Here is a 19223-nt window from a genome sequence, read left to right as displayed (position 1 = left end):
CACAGTCCTGACCTGCACTTTGGCCGAAAAAGTACGTTAGAAAGCCGTATCTGAGGGGAACCGACCGGCCCTGAGCGTGGCCCATATGCGGACCAAAGCGGACAAACCCCTACGGAAATCTTCTAATGATCTTCGTATGCGTCTGTGTCGGATCTGTGACAAATGTCCCGGCCGTCGCCCAGGCGCTGCCCCGGCAGCCGCACCTCGATCCGGCAGCCGCGCGGCGACTCGGCCACCGCGATCCGCCCGCCGTGCAGGTCCACCGCCCAGCGGGCGATGGCCAGGCCGAGGCCGGTGCCGCCGTCCGAGCCCGGACCGGAGGCCGTCGCGGTGCCGCTGCGGCTGAACCGCTCGAAGACCCGGGTGCGGTCGGCGAGCGGGATGCCGGGGCCCTCGTCCTGGACCTCCAGCAACAGCCCGCCGTCCTCGCCGTCGGGCCGGGCGCGCACCGTCACGGTGCCGCCGGGCGGGGAGTGCTTGCAGGCGTTGTCGACCAGGTTGGCGACCACCTGGTGGAGCCGTTCCGGGTCCGCCACGCCGGTCAGGCCGGCCGGGCTGACCTCCAGGGCCAGTCGGACGTCCCCGCGCCGGGAGAAGGCCCCGCCGGCCGTCGCGCCGTCCACCGTGACCCCGCGCAGCACGCCGTCCAGGAACTCGCGGACCTCGAAGGGCCGGGCGTCCAGGTCGACCACGCCGTCGTCGATCTTGGAGAGGTCGAGCAGGTGGGTGACCAGGCGGCCGAGCCGCTCGGTCTGCTCCAGGGCCGCCCCCAGCGTCGCCGGGTTGGGCTGGACGACGCCGTCGACCACGTTCTCCAGGACGGCGCGCAGCGCGGCGATCGGCGTGCGCAGCTCGTGCGAGACGTTGGCGACCAGCTCGCGGCGGTGCTGGTCGGCGGCTTCCAGGTCGGCGGCCATCGCGTTGAAGGCGGCGGCCAGCTCGCCGATCTCGTCGCGCGAGCTCACCTCGACCCGGCGGCTGTAGTCACCGGAGGCCATCGCCCTGGCGGCCTCGGTCATCTCGCGCAGGGGGGCGGTCAGCCCGTGCGCGAGGAACTGCATGAACAGCAGCGAGGCGATCATGGAGAAGACCATGATGATCCGGATCTGGGTCTCGGACCGGATCGCCACGACCACCATCCCGGTGGCCAGGAACACGGAGACGATCACGAGCAGGGCGAGTTTGCCCTTGATCGAGCGGACCGGGTCGAGCGGCCGGATGTCGGTCCAGACCCGGTGGGCGGCACGGGCGACGAGGGTCTGCGGCCGTGCGCGGTCGGGTTCCCCGTTGCGTTGCTGTGGAAAGGTCATCGGTCCCTGTGGTCCCCGTGTGGTGGACGGCGTCGTTCGGGACGAGGGCCCCCCGGTGGCCCGTCGCCCGAGGTCCGCCGTCAGGAGAGCGGGGCCTCCAGCGCGTACCCGACACCGTGCACGGTGCGGATCCAGCTGGCGCCGATCTTCCGGCGCAGCGCCTTGACGTGGCTGTCCACGGTGCGGGTGCCGGAGGCGTCGGTCCAGTCCCAGACCTCGGCCAGCAGCTGCTCGCGGGTGAGCACCGCGCGCGGCTGGGCGGCCAGGCAGGCGAGCAGGTCGAACTCGGTCGGCGTCAGGTGGACGTCGCCCGAGGCCAGCCGGACCCGGCGCTGCACGTGGTCGATCTCCAGTTCGCCGAAGCGCAGGCTGCCGAGCGCGGGCGTCCGGGCGGCCTGCTGGGCGCGCTCGACGCGGCGCAGCAGCACGTTGACCCGGGCGGCCAGTTCGCGCATGGAGAACGGCTTGGTCATGTAGTCGTCCGCACCGACGCCGAGGCCGACCAGCAGGTCCGTCTCGTCGTCGCGGGCGGTCAGCATCAGCACCGGTACCGGGCGTTGGGCCTGGATCCGGCGGCACACCTCCAGGCCGTCGAAGCCGGGCAGCATGATGTCGAGGACGACGAGGTCCGGCTGCCAGGTGTGGAAGCCGTCGACCGCGCCGGGGCCGTCGTGGGCCACGGCGACCTTGAAGCCCTCCGCGCCCAGTCGGGCCGCGATCGACTCGGCGATCGTGGGCTCGTCCTCCACCACCAGCACTCTGCGCTGGCTGCTCACCGCTCCGCCGGCGTTGTGGTTGTCCTGCTGAATTTCTGTCACGGTCACGCCACCGCCCCCAGGGCTGCGGGCCGGCCACCTGTGGGGATGGCGGGGCTCCGCTCGTAGTCTTGTTCCGTCGTGGACTGTGCCGGGTCCGCCGTCCCGTCGCGCGATCGGGAGGCGAGGACGGATTGGTCGGCCGCCCACTTCTCCCGCGCACTTCGCAGCGTACGGACAGCGGATGCTTTCCGGCAGGTGGACCGGACGTTTCCGGCCCGTGGGCCGGCTGTTCGAGCCGCCCGCGGACCCACTGCACGAGTGGGCACGGACCGGTACCTTACCCGGCGAATTTTCACCGCGTAACGGTACGTATGCAGTCGACTTGACGCCAAGTCGCCGGTCAGAGGCCCTACTGACAGGTCAATGGGAAGAAGGTCTGGACCAATATCGGGAATCCTGCGGTCCGCTACGTCGACGGTCTTCACGGGCTTTTCCCAGCTGTCTCCCAGAACCTCGACGTACCGTGGGCACGACAACACCCGTTCGGGCGGAACCCGTGGTGCGTGCCGGTGCGTCGGGCACCGGGCGGGGGCCGGTGGCCGCGGTGTGGAGCGGAGGCGGCATGGCGGGACTGCGGCGGGCCCCCGACGGGCGCGCGCCCGCGGGAGTGCCGTACGGAATGCTCCGCCACGGGCTGCGTTCCGGTGTCGCGCAATGGCTGCTGGACCGGGTGCCGACGCCCCGGCGCAATCCCTTCACGCTCGGATACCTCGCCGTCGTGGGCGCCACCACGACCTTCGCGAAATTCGCGGACCCGGAACTCGTGCAGCGCTTGCAGGAGGCTTCCAGTTCCGACGGGCACAACCTGCTGCAGCACCCGCTGCGGGCCCTGGTCCTGAGTGGTTTCTGGGTGGCCGGTGAGGTGTGGATGCCCTACCTGTGGGGATTCGCCTTCACCCTCGCGCCGCTGGAGCGCAAGGTCGGGCCCGCCAGGGCCGCGGCCGTCTTCGCGGTCGGCCACGTCGCGGCCACGCTGCTCTCCCAGGGCGTGGTGATCACGGCCGTCGGGGCCGGGCGGATGGCGCCCGAGGTGATGGACCACCTGGACATCGGGGTCAGCTACGGCGTGCTCGCCTGTCTGGGCGCGGTGGCCGGACTGCTCTCCTGGCGCGGGCGGCTGCTGGCGCTGGGCGGTGCCGGGGCGATGATCGCCGGGCAGATCGCCTCCGACGAGGACGTGGTCACCGCGGTGGGGCACCCCGCGGCGGTGCTCGCCGGGGTCGCGCTGTGGCGCTGGCTGCGCCGGGTCGAGCGGCGCCCGCCCCGGCCGCGTCCGGCCGCGGCGACGGCCGGCGGGGCCGCGCCGGCGCGCGTGCGGACCGCGCGCTGAGGACTTCCCGGGGCCCGTGCGGTGTTCCCCCGACGCTCTTTTGACGGCGCCGCCCGAGGCGTTCCCCGGCCGGATCCTGTTCGCTCACGGCGAACCAAGTCGCGGGAACATTCGGTGCCCGTCAAGCCTTAGTCAGGTCGACTCAAGTTCACTGACTGGGGAGAGATCATGGCATCGACGTCCACACCGCTCACCCTGCCCGTGCTGCCGCTCGACGACGAGGTCGTCCTGCCGGGCATGGTCGTACCGCTGGACCTCAAGGACACCGAGGTGCGCGCCGCGGTCGAGGCCGCCCGTGCCGCGGCCGCCGGCGGCGGCAAGCCGCAGGTCCTGCTGGTCCCGCGGGTGGACGGCTCGTACGCGGCGGTCGGCACGCTGGCCACCGTGGAGCAGGTCGGCCGGCTGGCTGACGGCGACCCGGCGGCGCTGGTGCGCGCCGTGCGCCGGGTCCGGATCGGGGTCGGCACCACCGGCCCCGGCGCCGCCCTCTGGGTGGAGACCACGCCCTTCAAGGAGTCCTCGGTCGGCATGCCGGTGGCCGGCCGGGCCGCCGAGCTGGTCAGGGAGTACAAGGCGCTGTCCACCCAGTGGCTGCGCAAGCGCGGCGCCTGGCAGATCGTGGACCGGGTCGCCCAGATCGAGGGCGTCGGCGAGCTCGCCGACAACATCGGCTACGCGCCCTTCGCCACCGCCGAGCAGAAGCTCAAGGTGCTGCTGGAGGCCGACCAGGTCGCCCGCCTGGAGTACGCGCTGACGCTGCTGCGCGACCACCTCGCCGAGGAGGAGGTCAACGACACCATCCGCAAGGACGTCGAGGAGGGCGTGGCCAAGCAGCAGAAGGAGTTCCTGCTCCGCCGCCAGCTGGAGGCCGTCCGCAAGGAGCTGGCCGAGCTGAACGGGGACCCGGCCGACGAGGAGGGCGACTACCGCGCCCGGGTCGAGGCCGCGGACCTTCCGGAGAAGGTCCGCGAGGCCGCGCTCAAGGAGGTCGACAAGCTGGAGCGGGCCTCCGACCAGTCGCCCGAGGGCTCCTGGATCCGCACCTGGCTGGACACCGTCCTGGAGCTGCCCTGGAGCGAGCGCACCGAGGACGCGTACGACATCGCCGGCGCCCGCGCGGTGCTGGACGCCGACCACGCCGGCCTGGCCGACGTGAAGGACCGCATCGTCGAGTACCTGGCCGTCCGCAAGCGCCGGGCCGACCGGGGGCTCGGCCTGGTGGGCGGCCGCCGCGGGGGAGCGGTGCTCGCCCTGGTCGGCCCGCCCGGCGTCGGCAAGACCTCGCTCGGCGAGTCGGTGGCCCGCGCCATGGGCCGCAGCTTCGTCCGGGTCGCGCTCGGCGGCGTCCGGGACGAGGCCGAGATCCGCGGCCACCGGCGCACCTACGTCGGCGCGCAGCCGGGCCGCCTGGTCCGGGCGATCAAGGAGGCCGGCTCGATGAACCCGGTGGTCCTGCTCGACGAGATCGACAAGGTCGGCTCCGACTACCGCGGCGACCCGGCCGCCGCCCTGCTGGAGGTGCTGGACCCGGCGCAGAACCACACCTTCAGGGACCACTACCTGGAGGTCGAGCTCGACCTCTCCGACGTCGTCTTCCTCGCCACCGCCAACGTGCTGGAGGCCATCCCCGAGCCGCTGCTCGACCGGATGGAGCTGGTCCGGCTGGACGGCTACACCGAGGACGAGAAGGTCGTCATCGCCCGTGACCACCTGCTCCCGCGCCAGCTGGAGAAGGCCGGCCTCGGCGGCGAGCAGGTCAGCGTGGACGAGACGGCGCTGCGCCGGCTCGCCGGGGAGTACACCCGCGAGGCGGGCGTGCGGAACCTGGAGCGCTCGATCGCCCGGGTGCTGCGCAAGATCGCCGCACAGGCCGAGCTGGGCGAGCGCGAGCTGCCCGCCGCGGTCGGCGCGGAGGACCTGCGCGCCCTGATCGGCAGGCCGCACCACGTGCCGGAGGCCGCCCAGGAGCCGGCCGAGCGCCGCACCGCCGTCCCCGGCGTGGCCACCGGCCTCGCGGTGACCGGCGCCGGCGGCGACGTCCTCTACATCGAGGCCTCGCTGGCCGACGCCGAGACCGGCGGCACCGGGCTGACCCTCACCGGGCAGCTGGGCGACGTGATGAAGGAGTCCGCGCACATCGCGCTCTCCTACCTGCGCTCGCGCGGCGCCGAGCTGGAACTGCCGGTCACCTCGCTGCGCGACCGCGGCGTGCACCTGCACGTCCCGGCCGGAGCCGTCCCCAAGGACGGGCCGAGCGCCGGCATCACCATGACCACGGCGCTGGCCTCGCTGCTCTCCGGCCGCAAGGTGCGCACCGACGTGGCGATGACGGGCGAGGTGTCGCTGACCGGGCGGGTGCTGCCGATCGGCGGGGTGAAGCAGAAGCTGCTCGCCGCCGACCGGGCCGGGATCACCACGGTGATCATCCCCAAGCGCAACGAGGCCGACCTGGACGACGTCCCGGCCGAGGTGCTGGAGCGGCTCACCGTCCACCCGGTGGCGGACGTCCGCGAGGTGCTGGAGCTGGCGCTGGAGCCGGCCGAGGTGCTGGTCGCCGCCGCCTGAGCGGTGATCCGGTGATCTGAGGGGCCGACGGCATCTCCGCGTGCGAGACTGCGGAGGTGCCGTCCCCCACGCAGCGCGCCCTGGCCCGGGTGCCGGACCGGCTGCGCCCCTTCCTGGTGCGCCACCGCCGGCTGGTGAAGTTCCTGCTGGTCGGGGGCACCTGCTTCGTGCTCACCGTGGTGGTCAACCTCCAGCTCAAGTTCACCGTGCTGCAGCACAAGCCGGTGGTCGCGCTGACCGTCGCGACCGTGATCGCCACCGCCGTCTCCTACGTGCTGAACCGCCGCTGGGCCTTCCGGGCCGGCGGCCGTCAGCGTGAGGCCCTGCTGTTCTTCCTGGTCAGCGCGGTGGCGATCGGCGTCAACGACCTGCCGCTGGTGATCTCCCGCTACCTCCTGGACCTGCGCGAGCCGTACGTCAGCTCCGTCGTCCAGGAGGTCGCCGACTTCGTGAGCGGCATGGTCGTCGGCACCTTCGTGGCGATGCTGTTCCGCTTCTGGGCGATGCAGCGGTGGGTCTTCACCCGGCTCGCCGAGCGCCCCGCCGCCGAGCCCGAGCCCGAGCCCGAGCCCGAGCCCGAGCCCGAGCCCGCGCCGGCCCGGACGGCGGCGTCGGAGTCCGGCTGCACCGCCGCCGACGTCCCGCAGGACGCGCCGTGAAGGGCGAGGTGAGCCGGATGCTGGAGCCGGACGCCCCGCGGACCGGGCCGGCCAGCCAGCAGGGCATGCGCCGGGCCAATCTGGCCCTGGTCCTGGGGGTGATCGCGAGCGGCCCGCGCTCGCGCGCCGAGGTCGCCGCCGAGACCGGGCTGACCAGGGCCGCGGTCTCCTCGCTCACCGAACAGCTGATCGCCGGCGGCCTGGTGGTCGAGGCCGGCCCCGCCACCCCCAGCGGCAAGGTCGGCCGCCCCGGAACCGCGCTCGGACTCAACCCGCTCGGGCCCGGCGGCCTCGGCGCCGAGATCGGTGTCCGGCACCTCGGCGCCTGCGTGGTCGACCTGCGCGGCGAGGTCCGCGCCGTCCGCCGCCAGGAGATCTCCAACCACGGCCGGGCCCCCGCCGCCGTCATGGCCGACCTCGCCGCGCTGCTGCGCTCCGCCGTCGCCGAGGCCGGCGTCCGCCCCGCCGGGCTCACCCTGGCCGTGCCCGGGCTGGTCGGCGACGCCGGCGCGGTGCTGCAGCGGGCCGCCAACCTCGGCTGGCAGGACGTCCCGCTGGCCGCCGAACTGCGTGCGGCGCTGCGCCCGGCCGCGGACGGCCTGGCCGAACTCCCGGTCGAGGCCGACAACGAGGCCAACCTCGGCGGCCTCGCCGAGCGCTGGCTGGGCGAGGGGCCCGAGGACTTCCTGTACGTCTCCGCCGAGGCCGGCGTCGGCTCGGCGATCGTGGTCGGCGGCCGGCTGCTGCGCGGCGCGCGCGGCTACGCGGGCGAGTTCGGCCACGTGCCGGTCCGCCCCGACGGCCCCCGCTGCGCCTGCGGCGCGCGCGGCTGCCTGGAGCAGTACGCGGGCGAGGCGGCGGTCCTGCGGGCGGCCGGCCTGACCGGCCACCGGGGCGACTGGGTGGCCCTGCTCGCCGACCGCGCCGCCGCCGGGGAGCAGCGGGCCCGCGCGGCGCTGGCCGGGGCCGGGTCCGCCCTCGGCATCGCGGCCGCCGGAGCGGTCAACCTGCTGGACCCGGCGGAGGTGGTGCTGGGCGGCGGCTACGCCCGGCTGGCGCCCTGGCTGCTGCCCGCCATGCGCGCCGAACTGGCCGCCCGGGTCACCGTCCGGCCGTGGTCGGAGGACCGGCTGACCGTCTCCCGGCTGGGCCGCCGCGGCCCGCTGCTGGGCGCCGCGGTGGGTGTCGTCCGCGCCGTCGTCGCCGACCCGGGCCTGCTCGCGGTCGGCTGATCCGCCCGGAGCGTGCCCGAGCCCCCGGCCGGTGGGCCGGGGGCTCGGGCCTGTCTCTCGGATCCCGTCGGATCAGGCCTCGACGGCGGCGGGCTCGCGCTCCTCGGGGCGGGAGCCGCGCAGGACGGCCAGGAAGGCCGCGCCGATGCCGACCAGCGCCCAGATCACCAGGACCAGGATCGGCATCCCCAGGTTGGTCGAGCCGAAGTAGGCGATCGACTTGGTCGCGGAGGTGCCGGCCCCGTTCGGGATGACCGAGCCGATGGCCCGCCAGAACGGCGGCATCATCGGCGCCGGGTAGACCCCGCCCGCGCTGGGGTTGCCCAGGACGACGAAGACCAGCACCGCGAGGCCGATGCCGATGATCCCGAACAGGCACTGCAGCGCCATGGTGAAGGCGCCGACCGAGAAGACCACCAGGGCGCCGACGGCGGTCAGCGAGAGGATCGAGCCCGGCAGCGCGTCCAGCACCGGCCCGGCGATGATCGTGCCGCCGAGGCCCGCCGCGACGGAGTAGAGGGCCAGGACGCCCAGGCGGATCAGCAGGCGGTGGCCGTTGGCCGGCTTGGAGCCGGCGCTGATGCCGAGGATCGAGGCGACCAGGTAGCCGCCGACGCACCAGCCGATCACCAGGTAGAAGGAGGACAGGCCGTTGGTGTCGCCCTTGGCGAGCGGCACGACGTCCTCGACCCGGACGGTGCGGCCCTGGGACTTGTCGATCGCACTGGTGATGCTCTCGGCGGCCTTGGCGGCGGACGGGCCGCGGGCGCCGCCGACCAGCAGGGTGTCCTCGGTGCCGGACGGGTTCACGACCCAGGCGGCGTAGATCTTCTGGTCCTTGATCTGCGCGGTGGCCGTTTCGGCGTCCGGCGCGGTGACGGCCTTGACGGCGTCGTCCGGGACCGCCTCCAGCGCTCCGACCAGCTTGGGGGCGACCTGCGGCGGGGCGACGACCGCGATGGAGAGGTTGTGCGGGGCGGGCTTGTGCAGCGCCCCGATGTAGGAGGTGATGAAGCCGAGTTGGAGCAGCAGCACTCCGATCACGAGCAGTGCCGCGCGCGGGGTGACCGCGCTCTTCAGTTCCGCGACGAAACCCTGCCCCGGGGCTGACATCCACATCTCCTTGCGTATCGGGGAAAAACGGATCTTCCAGAACCCGATACTTCATACCATGAAGTAGTTGGTTCGTCGTACCCCCGCGCCGGGTCCGGGCCGGGTCCGGGCCGGGTCCGCTGCGCGATACTGACGCGGTGAGCGACGAGGAAGCCCTGGTGGCGGTGGAGCGCGAGGTCGCGCTGATGTTCCGGCGGGGCCGGGCCAGAGTGGCGGAACTCTCACGCCGGGTGCACCCCGGACTGGAGGGCATGGCGTACAGCATGCTCGGCTACATCGAGCAGGCCGGGCAGGTCCGGGTGACCGACGTGGGCGTGCACTTCGCGGTGGGCAAGGCGACGGTCAGCCGGCAGATCCGGGCGCTGGAGGAGCTCGGGCTGGTGGCCCGGGAGGCGGACCCGCTGGACCGCCGGGCCGCACTGGTGTCGCTGACCGAGGACGGGCGGCGGCGCTACCTGGCCGCCCGGGACGTCCGGATGCGGCGGGTGCGCGAGGTGATGGACGACTGGTCGCAGGACGACAAGGTCCGGTTCGCGGAGCTGCTGCGCCGCTTCAACGACGTGCTGGGGGATCCGCCGCCGGAGTCCTCCGACTGACCCGGGCGACGGCGGGGCGGGCTTTACTTTCCCTTGAAGAAAGTTGCCTAATTCAACCATCTTGTCTTATGGTTGCTTAAGGCAACGAACTTTCATGATGCGCGTATCCCGCACGCCGGCGCCGAAGGACCCAGATGACCGTGACCACCGAGGCCGCGAGCGGCACCGCCGCCGCCGTCGACACCCGACAGATGACGCACCGGCAGGTGATGGAGGCCCTCTCCGGCCTGCTGCTCGGCCTCTTCGTGGCCGTGCTCTCCTCGACCGTCGTCTCCAACGCCCTGCCGCACATCCTGGCCGACCTGCACGGCGGCCAGTCCGCCTACACCTGGGTGATCACCGCGGCCCTGCTCACCCTGACCGCCTCCACCCCGATCTGGGGCAAGCTCTCCGATCTCGCCAGCAAGAAGGTGCTGCTGCAGATCGCCCTGCTGATCTACATCGCGACCTCCGCGCTGGCCGGCCTCTCGCAGAACACCGGTGAGCTGATCGCCTGCCGCGCGCTGCAGGGCATCGGCGCCGGCGGTGTCGTCGCGCTGGGCCAGATCTGCCTGGCCGCGATGGTCCCGCCGCGCGAGCGCGGCCGGTACAGCGGCTACTTCGGCGCGGTCTTCGCGCTCGCCACCATCGGCGGCCCGCTGATCGGCGGCGTCATCGTGGACACCTCCTGGCTGGGCTGGCGCTGGTGCTTCTACGTCGGCATCCCGTTCGCGCTGGCCGCGATCGTGGTCGTGCAGCGGACCCTCAAGCTGCCGGTGGTCAAGCGCAAGGCGAAGATCGACTACCTGGGCGCGCTGGTCATCACCGCCTCGGTCAGCCTGCTGATGATCTGGATCACGCTGGCCGGCAAGAACTACGCCTGGCTGTCCTGGCAGACCGCGGCCATGGTCGGCGGCGGCCTGCTGCTGGGCGCGCTGGCCGTCGTGGTCGAGCGCCGCGCCGCCGAGCCGATCATCCCGCCGGACCTCTTCAAGTACCGCACCGTCACCCTGTCCGCCCTGGCCAGCGTGCTGGTCGGCGTCGGGATGTACGGCGCGACCACCTTCCTCAGCCAGTACTTCCAGCTGGCCCGGGCCAAGTCCCCGACCATGGCCGGGCTGATGACCCTGCCGATGATCCTCGGCCTGGCGGTCTCCTCCGCGGTGGCCGGCCGACTGATCACCAAGTACGGCAAGTGGAAGGCCTACCTGGTGGCCGGCACCGCGCTGCTCGCGGTCGGCTTCGGCCTGCTGGGCACCGCCCGGGCCGACACGGACTACGTGCTGCTCTCCGCCTACATGGCGATCACCGGCATCGGCCTCGGCCTGACCAGCCAGAACCTGGTGCTCGCGGTGCAGAACACGGTGCCCCGGCACGAGCTCGGCGCGGCCAGCTCGGTGGTCACCTTCTTCCGCACCATGGGCGGCGCGATGGGCGTCTCCGCGCTCGGCGCGCTGATGACCGACAAGGTCGGCCACTACCTGGCCGAGAACCTGGCCGCCGCGCACGTCCCGGCCGGGCCTGCGGCGGCCGGCGGCGGCATCCCGGACCTGCACAAGCTGCCGGCCCCGATCGTCCCGCTGGTCACCGACGCCTTCGGCCACGGCGTGGGCACCGTCTTCCTGTGGGCCGCGCCGTTCGCCGCCCTGGCCTTCGTCACCGTGCTGTTCATCCGGGAGACCGTGCTGAAGACCACCCAGGAGAACTGACCGGGACGGGCCGCGGGCGGGCCGGGACACGCGAACGGGCCGGGGAGTGTGGAGACACTCCCCGGCCCGTTCCGGCGTCGCGCGGCGGTCAGTGGCCGGCGATCAGCATCAGTCCGTAGCCGACGGCCGCGGCGCAGACCGCGAAGCAGGCGTACGCGCCGACCAGGGCCAGCCTGCCGCCCGAGGCCGGGGCGGTCCCGGCCTCGCGGGCGGTGCTCAGCGCGGCCTCGCGGCGGGACAGCGCCAGGATGCCGAGCGCGAACACGGCGACCACGGCGACGGTGATGCCGAAGCTGAAGCCGGCGGTCTGCGCCAGGGCGTTCCACTTGATGTGCATGGTGAGTGCTCCTCAGCCGGCGGCGCTCAGGCCGCGACCGTGGTCGAGGCGGGGGTGGGGACGTTCGCGGTGACGGTCGGCGCCACCTCGACCGGGGTGACGTCGTTGACGTTGTCCGCGCCCACCGGCTGGCGGCGGGAGATCAGCCACATCGCGCCCGAACCGGCCACCAGCACGGCACCGACCAGGACGACGCCCCAGGTGCCCTGCTCGGCCAGCAGGGCCGCGCCGCCGGACACCAGCGCGGCGGCCGGCAGGGTCAGGCCCCAGGTGTAGACCATGCGGCGGACCAGGCTCCAGCGCAGCTCGCCCTTCGGGCCGCCGAGGCCGGCGCCCATGATGCCGCCCGAGCAGACCTGGGTGGTGGAGAGGCCGAAGCCCATGTGCGAGGAGGTCAGGATGACGGTCGCGGCGGCCGACTCGGAGGCGAAGCCCTGCGGCGGACGGATGTCGGCCAGGCCCTTGCCCATCGAGCGGATGATCCGCCAGCCGCCCATGTAGGTGCCCAGCGCGATCGCGGCACCCGCGGAGACGATCACCCAGGTGGGGGGCAGCGCGCCGTGCGGCAGGGCGCCGACCGAGACCAGGGTCAGGGTGATGATGCCCATGGTCTTCTGGGCGTCGTTGGTGCCGTGCGCCAGCGAGATCAGCGAGGACGAGAAGATCTGGCCGGTCTTGAAGCCCTTCTCGGTGACGGCGGCGTCGCCCTTGCGGGTGATCGCGTAGGCCAGCTTGGTGGCGCCCCAGGAGGCGAGGCCGGCGACGAACGGCGAGGCGACCGCCGGGATGATGATCTTGGTGACCACGGTGTCGAAGTTGACGCCGTTCATGCCGACACCGACGATCGTGGCGCCGATCAGGCCGCCGTACAGCGCGTGCGAGGAGCTGGACGGCAGGCCGCGCAGCCAGGTCAGCAGGTTCCAGAGGATCGCTCCGGCCAGTGCGGCGAAGATGATCTCGGGATGGACCCCGGCCTTCTCGTTGACGATGCCGCCGGAGATGGTGGTGGCGACCTTCACGGACAGGAACGCGCCCGCGAAGTTGAGCACGGCCGCGATGGTGACCGCGACCTTCGGACGAAGGGCCCCGGTCGCGATCGCGGTGGCGGCCGCGTTGGCGGTGTCGTGGAACCCGTTGGTGAAGTCGAAGGCGAGCGCCGTGATGATCACAACGGCTACCAGGAACGAGATGTGTTCCATACCCAAACAATCGTCGTAGTTGTCGCACGGACGTTGGTGACGTCGCGACCGTAGGTCGGCTTGGTAAACGGAAGGTGAACTGGGCCGGGAATCGTGGTTCCGATGGTTGACTAAGGGTAGCTGTAACGTTTCCTTCAGATGACCTTGGTCGGCCTGAGCTGGGCATTGGCGAAGAACGCCCTAGTTCGACCTGCTTTGCTGAGAGCTGTCTCACACTTCGAATGGAGAATTAACCTCCCGGTCCGCATGCGCTCTGTTTCCGGCGAGTAACCCGTGGGAGGATCTGCGGGATCCGGGAGACCGGGACAGGGCGCGGGCGGGGAGGACCAATCCATGGGCGGGGCTGCACAGCGAACGGAGACGTCAGGCGTGCGCCCCTGGGTGCGGGCGGCCCTGCGCTGCGGAGCCGTCCTCGCGGCCGCCGCGCTCGCGCTGCCGGCCGCCGCCGGTGCCGCCTGGGCCGCACCCGACCCGGGCGCCGGCACCGTCGTCGCCGGCGCGGACCCGCTGGCCGCCGCCAAGGCCACCCTCGGCCCGCTGCTCGACCGGCTCCACGCGCTGTACCAGAACGCCGAGGCCGCCACCGAGCAGTACAACGGCACCGTCGCCAAGGTCGCCGAGCAGCAGGCCGCGCTCACCGACCTGCAGGGCCAGGTCGAGCGCCAGCAGAAGCAGGTCGACGCCGGCACCGACATCGCCGCGCAGCTCGCCGCCGCGCAGTACCGCAACGGCGCCGCCTCCGCGTACGCCGAACTGCTGCTCTCCAAGGACCCGTACGAGGCGGTCACCATCGCCGAGCTGCTCGCCGCGGCCAGCCGCTCCCAGTCGGAGTTCCTGGACCGGCTGAAGAGCGACCGGGACGCGCTCGACGGACTGAAGAAGCAGACCGAGGAGGCGCTGAAGGCCTCCCAGGCCCTGGTCGCCCAGCAGGACGCGGCCAAGACCAAGGTGGCGGCCGACCTCGCCGCGGTCGAGCAGGTGGTCTCCTCGCTGACGGGCGCCCAGCGCACCGAACTGGAGCAGCTGGAGAAGGCGAAGGCCGACGAGGCCCAGCTCGCGTTCCTCGCCTCCGGGGCGCTCGGCAAGGGGGAGCGCACCCCCTCGCTGCAGGGACGCGGGGCCGTGGCCTTCGCGCTGGCACAGGTGGGCAAGCCCTACCTGTGGGGCGGCACCGGCCCGGACGCCTACGACTGCTCGGGCCTCACCTCGCAGGCCTGGCTGCACGCCGGCAAGCCGATCCCGCGCACCAGCCAGGAGCAGTGGGCGGAGCTGCCGCACGTGGCGCTGAACCAGCTGCGGCCCGGCGACCTGGTGGTCTACTTCCAGGACGCCTCGCACGTCGGGATGTACATCGGCGGCGGGCTGATCGTCCAGGCGCCCCGGCCGGGGGCGTTCATCAAGGTGTCGCCGATCGGCTCGATGCCGATCCTCGGCGCCGTCCGCCCGGACCCGTCCGGTGCGGCGGACGACGCGGGCGGCACCTGGAAGGTGCCCGACCTGCCGCCCGGCTGGGACTCGGTGACGCCGATCGCGCCCAGCCCGACCAAGCCCGCGCCGACCCCGCCGCCGGCCGGCGGACCGGTCACGCCGCCGGTGGACCCCGGTCAGCCCACCGGCACCCCGACCACACCCACCACGCCGACGACCCCCGGCGGAACCGGGACCCCGACCGGCCCGGGGACGCCGACGGGCACCGGTACGCCCGCCCCGACGCAGACCCCGACCGGCACCCCGACCGTGCCGCTGCCGACCGGCACCCCGGGCACGCCCGCCCCGACCGGCACGGGCACCCCGGCCGGCACTCCGAGCGGGACCGGCTCGGCCTCCGCCTCGGCCACCACCACGACCCCGGGCAGCCCCACCGCGACCCGGCCGCTGGGCACGCCCACGCGCTGACGCCGCCGCTCGTGCGCGAAGGCCGCCCCGCGTCCGAGGACGCGGGGCGGCCTTCGCGTTCGCCGGGGGCGGCTCGCCCGGGGGCCTACTCGCCGCTGTCGGGCTCGAAGCGGATGACGACGGCCTTCGAGGTCGGGGTGTTGCTGATGTCCGCGGTGGAGTCGAGCGGGACCAGCACGTTGGTCTCCGGGTAGTACGCCGCCGCACCGCCGCGGGCCACGGGGTAGTGGACGACCCGGAAGTGCGGGGCGCGGCGTTCGACGCCGTCCTTCCACTCGCCGACCAGGTCGACGTACTGCCCGTCGGTGAGGCCCAGTTCGTCGGCGTCGGCCGGGTTGACCAGCACCACGCGGCGGCCGCCCTTGATGCCGCGGTAGCGGTCGTCCAGGCCGTAGATCGTGGTGTTGTACTGGTCGTGGGAGCGCAGGGTCTGCAGCAGCAGACGGCCCGGCGGGACCTCGGGGGCGGTCAGCGGGTTGACGGTGAAGTTGGCCTTGCCGGTCGCGGTGGGGAAGGTGCGGGAGTCACGGGGGCCGTGCGGCAGGGTGAAGCCGCCCGGGCGGCGGACCTTCTCGTTGTAGTCGGTGAAGCCCGGCACGACCCGGGCGATCCGCTCGCGCAGCGTGTCGTAGTCCTCGGCGAAGGACTCCCACGGCACGGTGTCCCGCGGGCCGAGGACGGTACGGGCGAGGCGGCAGACGATCGCGGTCTCGGAGAGCAGACCGGGTGCGGGCGGGCGCAGGCCGCCGCGGGAGGCGTGCACCTGGCCCATCGAGTCCTCGACGCTGACGAACTGGGCGCCGACCGCGGTGACGTCCCGGTCGGTGCGGCCCAGAGTGGGCAGGATCAGGGCGCGGGCGCCGGTGACCACGTGCGAGCGGTTGAGCTTGGTGGAGACGTGGACGGTCAGCCGGCAGCGGCGCATCGCGGCCTCGGTGACCTCGGTGTCCGGGGTGGCCGCGACGAAGTTCCCGCCCATCGCGAAGAAGACCTTGACCTTGCCGTCGCGCATCGCGCGGATGGTGTCCACCGAGTCGAGGCCGTGCTCGCGCGGCGGCTCGAAGCCGAACTCGTTCTCCAGCGCGTCGAGGAAGGCCTTGGCGGGTCGCTCGAAGATGCCCATCGTCCGGTCGCCCTGGACGTTGCTGTGCCCGCGCACCGGGCAGACGCCGGCGCCGGGACGCCCTACGTTGCCGCGCAGCAGCAGGAAGTTGACCACCTCGCGGATGGTGGGGACGGCGTGCTTGTGCTGGGTGAGGCCCATCGCCCAGCAGACGATGATCTTCTTCGAGGCCAGCACCATGCGGCCGAGCTCCTCGACCTGCTCCCAGGGCAGGCCGGTCGCGGCGAGCACCTCGTCGCGGTCGGTCGTGAGCGCCTGGGCCTCGAACTCCTCGAAGCCGTGGCAGTGTTCGGCGACGAAGGCGCGGTCGACGCCGTCCTGCTCCAGGACGATCCGGTTCAGCGCGCGGAACAGCGCGAGGTCGCCGCCGAGACGGATCTGCAGGAAGAGGTCGGTCAGCTTGGTGCCGTGGCCGACCAGGCCCCGGGCGTTCTGCGGGTTCTTGAACCGCTCCAGCCCGGCCTCCGGCAGCGGGTTGACGCTGACGATCGTGGCGCCGGCCCGCTTGGCGCGCTCCAGCGCGGAGAGCATCCGGGGGTGGTTGGTGCCCGGGTTCTGGCCGGCCACGATGATCAGGTCGGCCTGGTACAGGTCCTTGAGGCTGACGCTGCCCTTGCCGACGCCGAGCGTCTCGGTGAGCGCCGAGCCCGAGGACTCGTGGCACATGTTGGAGCAGTCCGGCAGGTTGTTGGTGCCGAGCCGGCGGGCGAACAGCTGGTACGCGAAGGCGGCCTCGTTGCTGGTACGGCCCGAGGTGTAGAAGGCGGCGGCGTCCGGGGTGTCCAGGGCGCGCAGCTCCTCGGCGATCAGCGCGAAGGCGTCGTCCCAGGAGACCGGCCGGTAGTGGGTGGCGCCCTCGTCGAGCAGCATCGGCTCGGTCAACCGGCCCTGCTGGCCCAGCCAGTAGCCGGAGCGCTCGGCCAGCTCGGCGACCGGGTGCGCGGCGAAGAACGCGGCGCGGATCCGGCGCTCGGTGGCCTCCTCGGCGACGGCCTTGGCGCCGTTCTCGCAGAACTCGGCGGTGTGCGTCTTGTCCGGCTCCGGCCACGCGCAGCCCGGGCAGTCGAAGCCGTCGGGCTGGTTGACCTTGAGCAGGGTGGCGAGGGTGCGGCGGGCGCCCATCTGCTCGGCGGCCATCCGCAGGCTGTGGCCGACGGCGGGCAGCCCGGCGGCCGCGTGCTGGGGCGCGGACACCTCGGGGGCGTCCTGCACCGGGTCGCTCTGCGGGGCCTGCTTGGCCATGACCGCTCTCCTCGGTTCTGCTGGATCCGGCCGTACGTATCGCCGGGGCCGCCGCGCCGTCGCGGGGCTCGGCCTCCATCCTTCCACCTGCCCCTGGGCGGGGGGAGGGGCGGTGGACGGCGTCGGTAGAGTCCTGTCCGTCGTGGCGGATGGGTCCGTCCGGACGGACGGGTGGAGGGGCGCGTGCGAGTCGGTGACGTCCTGGACGGCCGGTACGAGCTGGTGGAGAAGCTCGGGCAGGGCGGCTTCGGGGTGGTGTGGCGGGCCCAGGACGCCCGGATGCGGCGGCCGGTGGCGGTCAAGGTCATCGGGCACCACGGCGGTGACCAGGCGAAGGCGGCCCTGCGGTTCGTCCGGGAGGCCTGCGCGGCCGGCAACCTCTCGCACCCGCACATCGTGACCGTGCACGACCTCGGCCAGTGCGAGGTCGGCGGCGAGGACGTCACCTTCCTGGTGATGGAGCTGCTCACCGGCCGCACCCTGACCGAGGTGCTGCGCGAGGGGCTGCCGGGGCCGGCGCTCGGCCTGCGCTGGGGGCGGCAGATCAGCGACGCGCTGGCGGCCGCGCACGACGCGGGCATGGTGCACCGGGACATCAAGCCGGACAACGTGATGATCACCGACGCCGGGCACCTCAAGGTGCTGGACTTCGGCATCGCCCAGCTGGACACCGGCGCGGGCGGGCTGACGACCACCGGGACGATCGTCGGCAGCCCGGCGTACATGGCGCCCGAGCGGTGGACCGGCGGCCGGGTGGACGGCCGGGCCGACCTGTACGCGCTCGGCTGCGTGCTCGTCGAACTCTTCACCGGCGCACGGCCGTTCGGCGGGGACTCGACGCCGGTACTGATGTACCAGCACCTCAACGAGCCGCCCCCGGCGCTGGACCCGGCGCAGTTCGGACTGCCGCCGCGGGTGGCCGGGCTGGTCGCGGAGCTGCTGGCCAAGGACCCGGCGGACCGGCCCGCCGACGCCCGGACGGTCGAGCGGCGGCTGGCGGAGCTGGCCGAGGCGCCGACCGGCGGGGCGGGTGCGGTCGCGGCGGTACCGACGGTGGTGGACCGGGCGGCGCCGGTGGCGGTGGCTGCCGGGCCGGTGGCTCCCGGGCCGGTGGTGCCGCCCGTGCCGAGCGCTCCGCCCGTCGTGCCTCCTGCCGCTCCGCCCGGCGTCTCTCCCGTCGCGCCGCCTGCCGCACCTCCGGCCGTGCCGCCCGCCGCGCCGGGCCCGGCACCCTCGGTGCTCTCGCCGCTGACCACGCCGCCCGTGCTCGCCACGCCGCCGGTGGTGGCCGCGGCGCCGGCCGACGAGGTACGGGCCGCGCTGCGGGAGCGGCGGTCGGCCGCGTACCGGGCGGCGACGGCCGGGGAGTCCGCGATCCAGCTGCAGGCCCTCGCCCAGGAGTGCGTGGCCGCGCTCGGCGCGAGGGACCGGGACACCCTGTGCACCTGGCGCGACTTCACCTGGTACCTCAGCCGGGCCGGGGACCTGGACGGCGCGATCCGGCTGCTGACGAGCGTCGTGGACGACATGCGCTCGGCGCTCGGCCCGCTCGACCCGGACACCCTCGGCGCCCGCTACCACCTGGTGTGGTGCATCGGCGAGAGCGGCGCGGTGGTCACCGCGATCCGGCTGCTGAACGAGCTGCTCCCCGACCTGCACGCCGCCTGGGGCCCGCAGGACACCCGTCTGCTGAAGGCCCGGCACGACCTCGCGGTGCACCACGCCAACCGGGACGACCTGCAGGGCGCCGTGATCCAGCTGCACGCGCTGCTGCCGGACCTCGCCCGGGTGCTGGGCGAGCACCACCCGAGCACCGTGCAGGCCTGGCAGGACCTGGTCGGCTACCAGCAGCGGCTCGCCCAGTCCGGCCGCAAGGGGTCGGGGCAGCGCCGACGGGCGCCCAGGATGGGCCGGATGGAGGCGCTGGTGCTGGTGCGGCGGCTGCGGGTGTGGGACTTCGCCACCGACGAGGAGGCCCGGGCCTGCATGGGCGCGCTGGACCGCGGGATCGGCCTGAAGGGCGTCGCGGACGTGGTGTTCGAGGCTCCGGACCACGTCTCGGACGAGGACCTGGTGGAGGAGATCTTCGGTCCCTGAGGCCTTCCCGAGCCGGTG

14 protein-coding genes are annotated in these 19223 nt (G+C 73.4%); 8 read left to right on the top strand and 6 right to left on the bottom strand.

Features of this window, described 5'->3' with window-relative positions; translation table 11 throughout:
* Positions 1-122: 122 nt before the first annotated feature.
* Positions 123-1310, bottom strand: a complete 1188-nt coding sequence (locus ACIRD3_RS28545; RefSeq protein WP_402222239.1) for a sensor histidine kinase — start codon at positions 1308-1310, stop codon at positions 123-125.
* 80 nt (positions 1311-1390) lie between these two features.
* Positions 1391-2128: a response regulator transcription factor gene (locus tag ACIRD3_RS28540; protein ID WP_189915695.1), complete on the bottom strand. Its 738-nt coding sequence runs from the start codon at positions 2126-2128 to the stop codon at positions 1391-1393.
* Positions 2129-2690: 562 nt separating this feature from the next.
* On the opposite strand from ACIRD3_RS28540, the gene ACIRD3_RS28535 reads away from it, so the two are divergent.
* The 4 genes from ACIRD3_RS28535 (at position 2691) to ACIRD3_RS28520 (ending at position 7914) form a co-directional block, all read left to right on the top strand.
* Positions 2691-3458, top strand: a complete 768-nt coding sequence (locus tag ACIRD3_RS28535; protein WP_402222235.1) for a rhomboid-like protein — start codon at positions 2691-2693, stop codon at positions 3456-3458.
* 168 nt (positions 3459-3626) lie between these two features.
* Complete coding sequence (gene lon, locus ACIRD3_RS28530) at positions 3627-6023, top strand: endopeptidase La (protein ID WP_402222233.1); 2397 nt, start codon at positions 3627-3629, stop codon at positions 6021-6023.
* A gap of 56 nt (positions 6024-6079) precedes the next feature.
* Positions 6080-6682, top strand: coding sequence for a GtrA family protein (locus tag ACIRD3_RS28525; RefSeq protein WP_402222230.1), 603 nt, complete (start codon positions 6080-6082; stop codon positions 6680-6682).
* Between the two features lie 17 nt (positions 6683-6699).
* On the top strand, positions 6700-7914 hold the full coding sequence (locus tag ACIRD3_RS28520) for an ROK family protein (RefSeq protein ID WP_402222278.1): 1215 nt from the start codon (positions 6700-6702) through the stop codon (positions 7912-7914).
* 72 nt (positions 7915-7986) lie between these two features.
* On the opposite strand, the gene ACIRD3_RS28515 is transcribed toward ACIRD3_RS28520, so the two are convergent.
* Entirely contained in the window at positions 7987-9027 is a 1041-nt protein-coding gene (locus ACIRD3_RS28515) for an ABC transporter permease (protein WP_402222227.1), read from the bottom strand.
* Between the two features lie 137 nt (positions 9028-9164).
* Here ACIRD3_RS28515 and ACIRD3_RS28510 point away from each other — a divergent pair, with 137 nt between their 5' ends.
* Positions 9165-9623, top strand: coding sequence for a MarR family winged helix-turn-helix transcriptional regulator (locus ACIRD3_RS28510; RefSeq protein WP_402222225.1), 459 nt, complete (start codon positions 9165-9167; stop codon positions 9621-9623).
* Between the two features lie 134 nt (positions 9624-9757).
* Complete coding sequence (locus ACIRD3_RS28505) at positions 9758-11311, top strand: MDR family MFS transporter (RefSeq protein WP_402222224.1); 1554 nt, start codon at positions 9758-9760, stop codon at positions 11309-11311.
* Positions 11312-11399: 88 nt separating this feature from the next.
* Here ACIRD3_RS28505 and ACIRD3_RS28500 read toward each other — a convergent pair whose 3' ends face one another.
* The gene (locus tag ACIRD3_RS28500; protein ID WP_402222222.1) at positions 11400-11648 is read right to left on the bottom strand and encodes a hypothetical protein; all 249 of its coding nucleotides are present in this window, start codon (positions 11646-11648) and stop codon (positions 11400-11402) included.
* A gap of 26 nt (positions 11649-11674) precedes the next feature.
* Entirely contained in the window at positions 11675-12847 is a 1173-nt protein-coding gene (locus tag ACIRD3_RS28495) for an anion permease (RefSeq protein ID WP_402222220.1), read from the bottom strand.
* A 369-nt stretch (positions 12848-13216) separates the two neighbouring features.
* On the opposite strand from ACIRD3_RS28495, the gene ACIRD3_RS28490 reads away from it, so the two are divergent.
* Positions 13217-14743 carry an NlpC/P60 family protein gene (locus tag ACIRD3_RS28490; RefSeq protein ID WP_402222218.1) on the top strand — a complete coding sequence of 509 codons (1527 nt, stop codon included), beginning with the start codon at positions 13217-13219 and terminating at the stop codon, positions 14741-14743.
* Positions 14744-14828: 85 nt separating this feature from the next.
* Here the strand turns inward: ACIRD3_RS28490 and ACIRD3_RS28485 are convergent, their stop codons facing one another.
* Positions 14829-17108 carry an FdhF/YdeP family oxidoreductase gene (locus ACIRD3_RS28485; RefSeq protein WP_402222216.1) on the bottom strand — a complete coding sequence of 760 codons (2280 nt, stop codon included), beginning with the start codon at positions 17106-17108 and terminating at the stop codon, positions 14829-14831.
* Between the two features lie 183 nt (positions 17109-17291).
* Between ACIRD3_RS28485 and ACIRD3_RS28480 the strand changes: the two genes are divergently transcribed.
* Positions 17292-19205, top strand: a complete 1914-nt coding sequence (locus ACIRD3_RS28480) for a protein kinase (protein WP_402222213.1) — start codon at positions 17292-17294, stop codon at positions 19203-19205.
* Positions 19206-19223: the final 18 nt, after the last annotated feature.

Origin of the sequence: Kitasatospora sp. NPDC093550 (assembly GCF_044764985.1) — a bacterium.
In the GTDB taxonomy this organism is placed as follows: Bacteria; Actinomycetota; Actinomycetes; order Streptomycetales; family Streptomycetaceae; genus Kitasatospora.
Note: the sequence above shows the minus strand (reverse complement) of the source record. Positions and strands in the feature narration are given on the sequence as shown.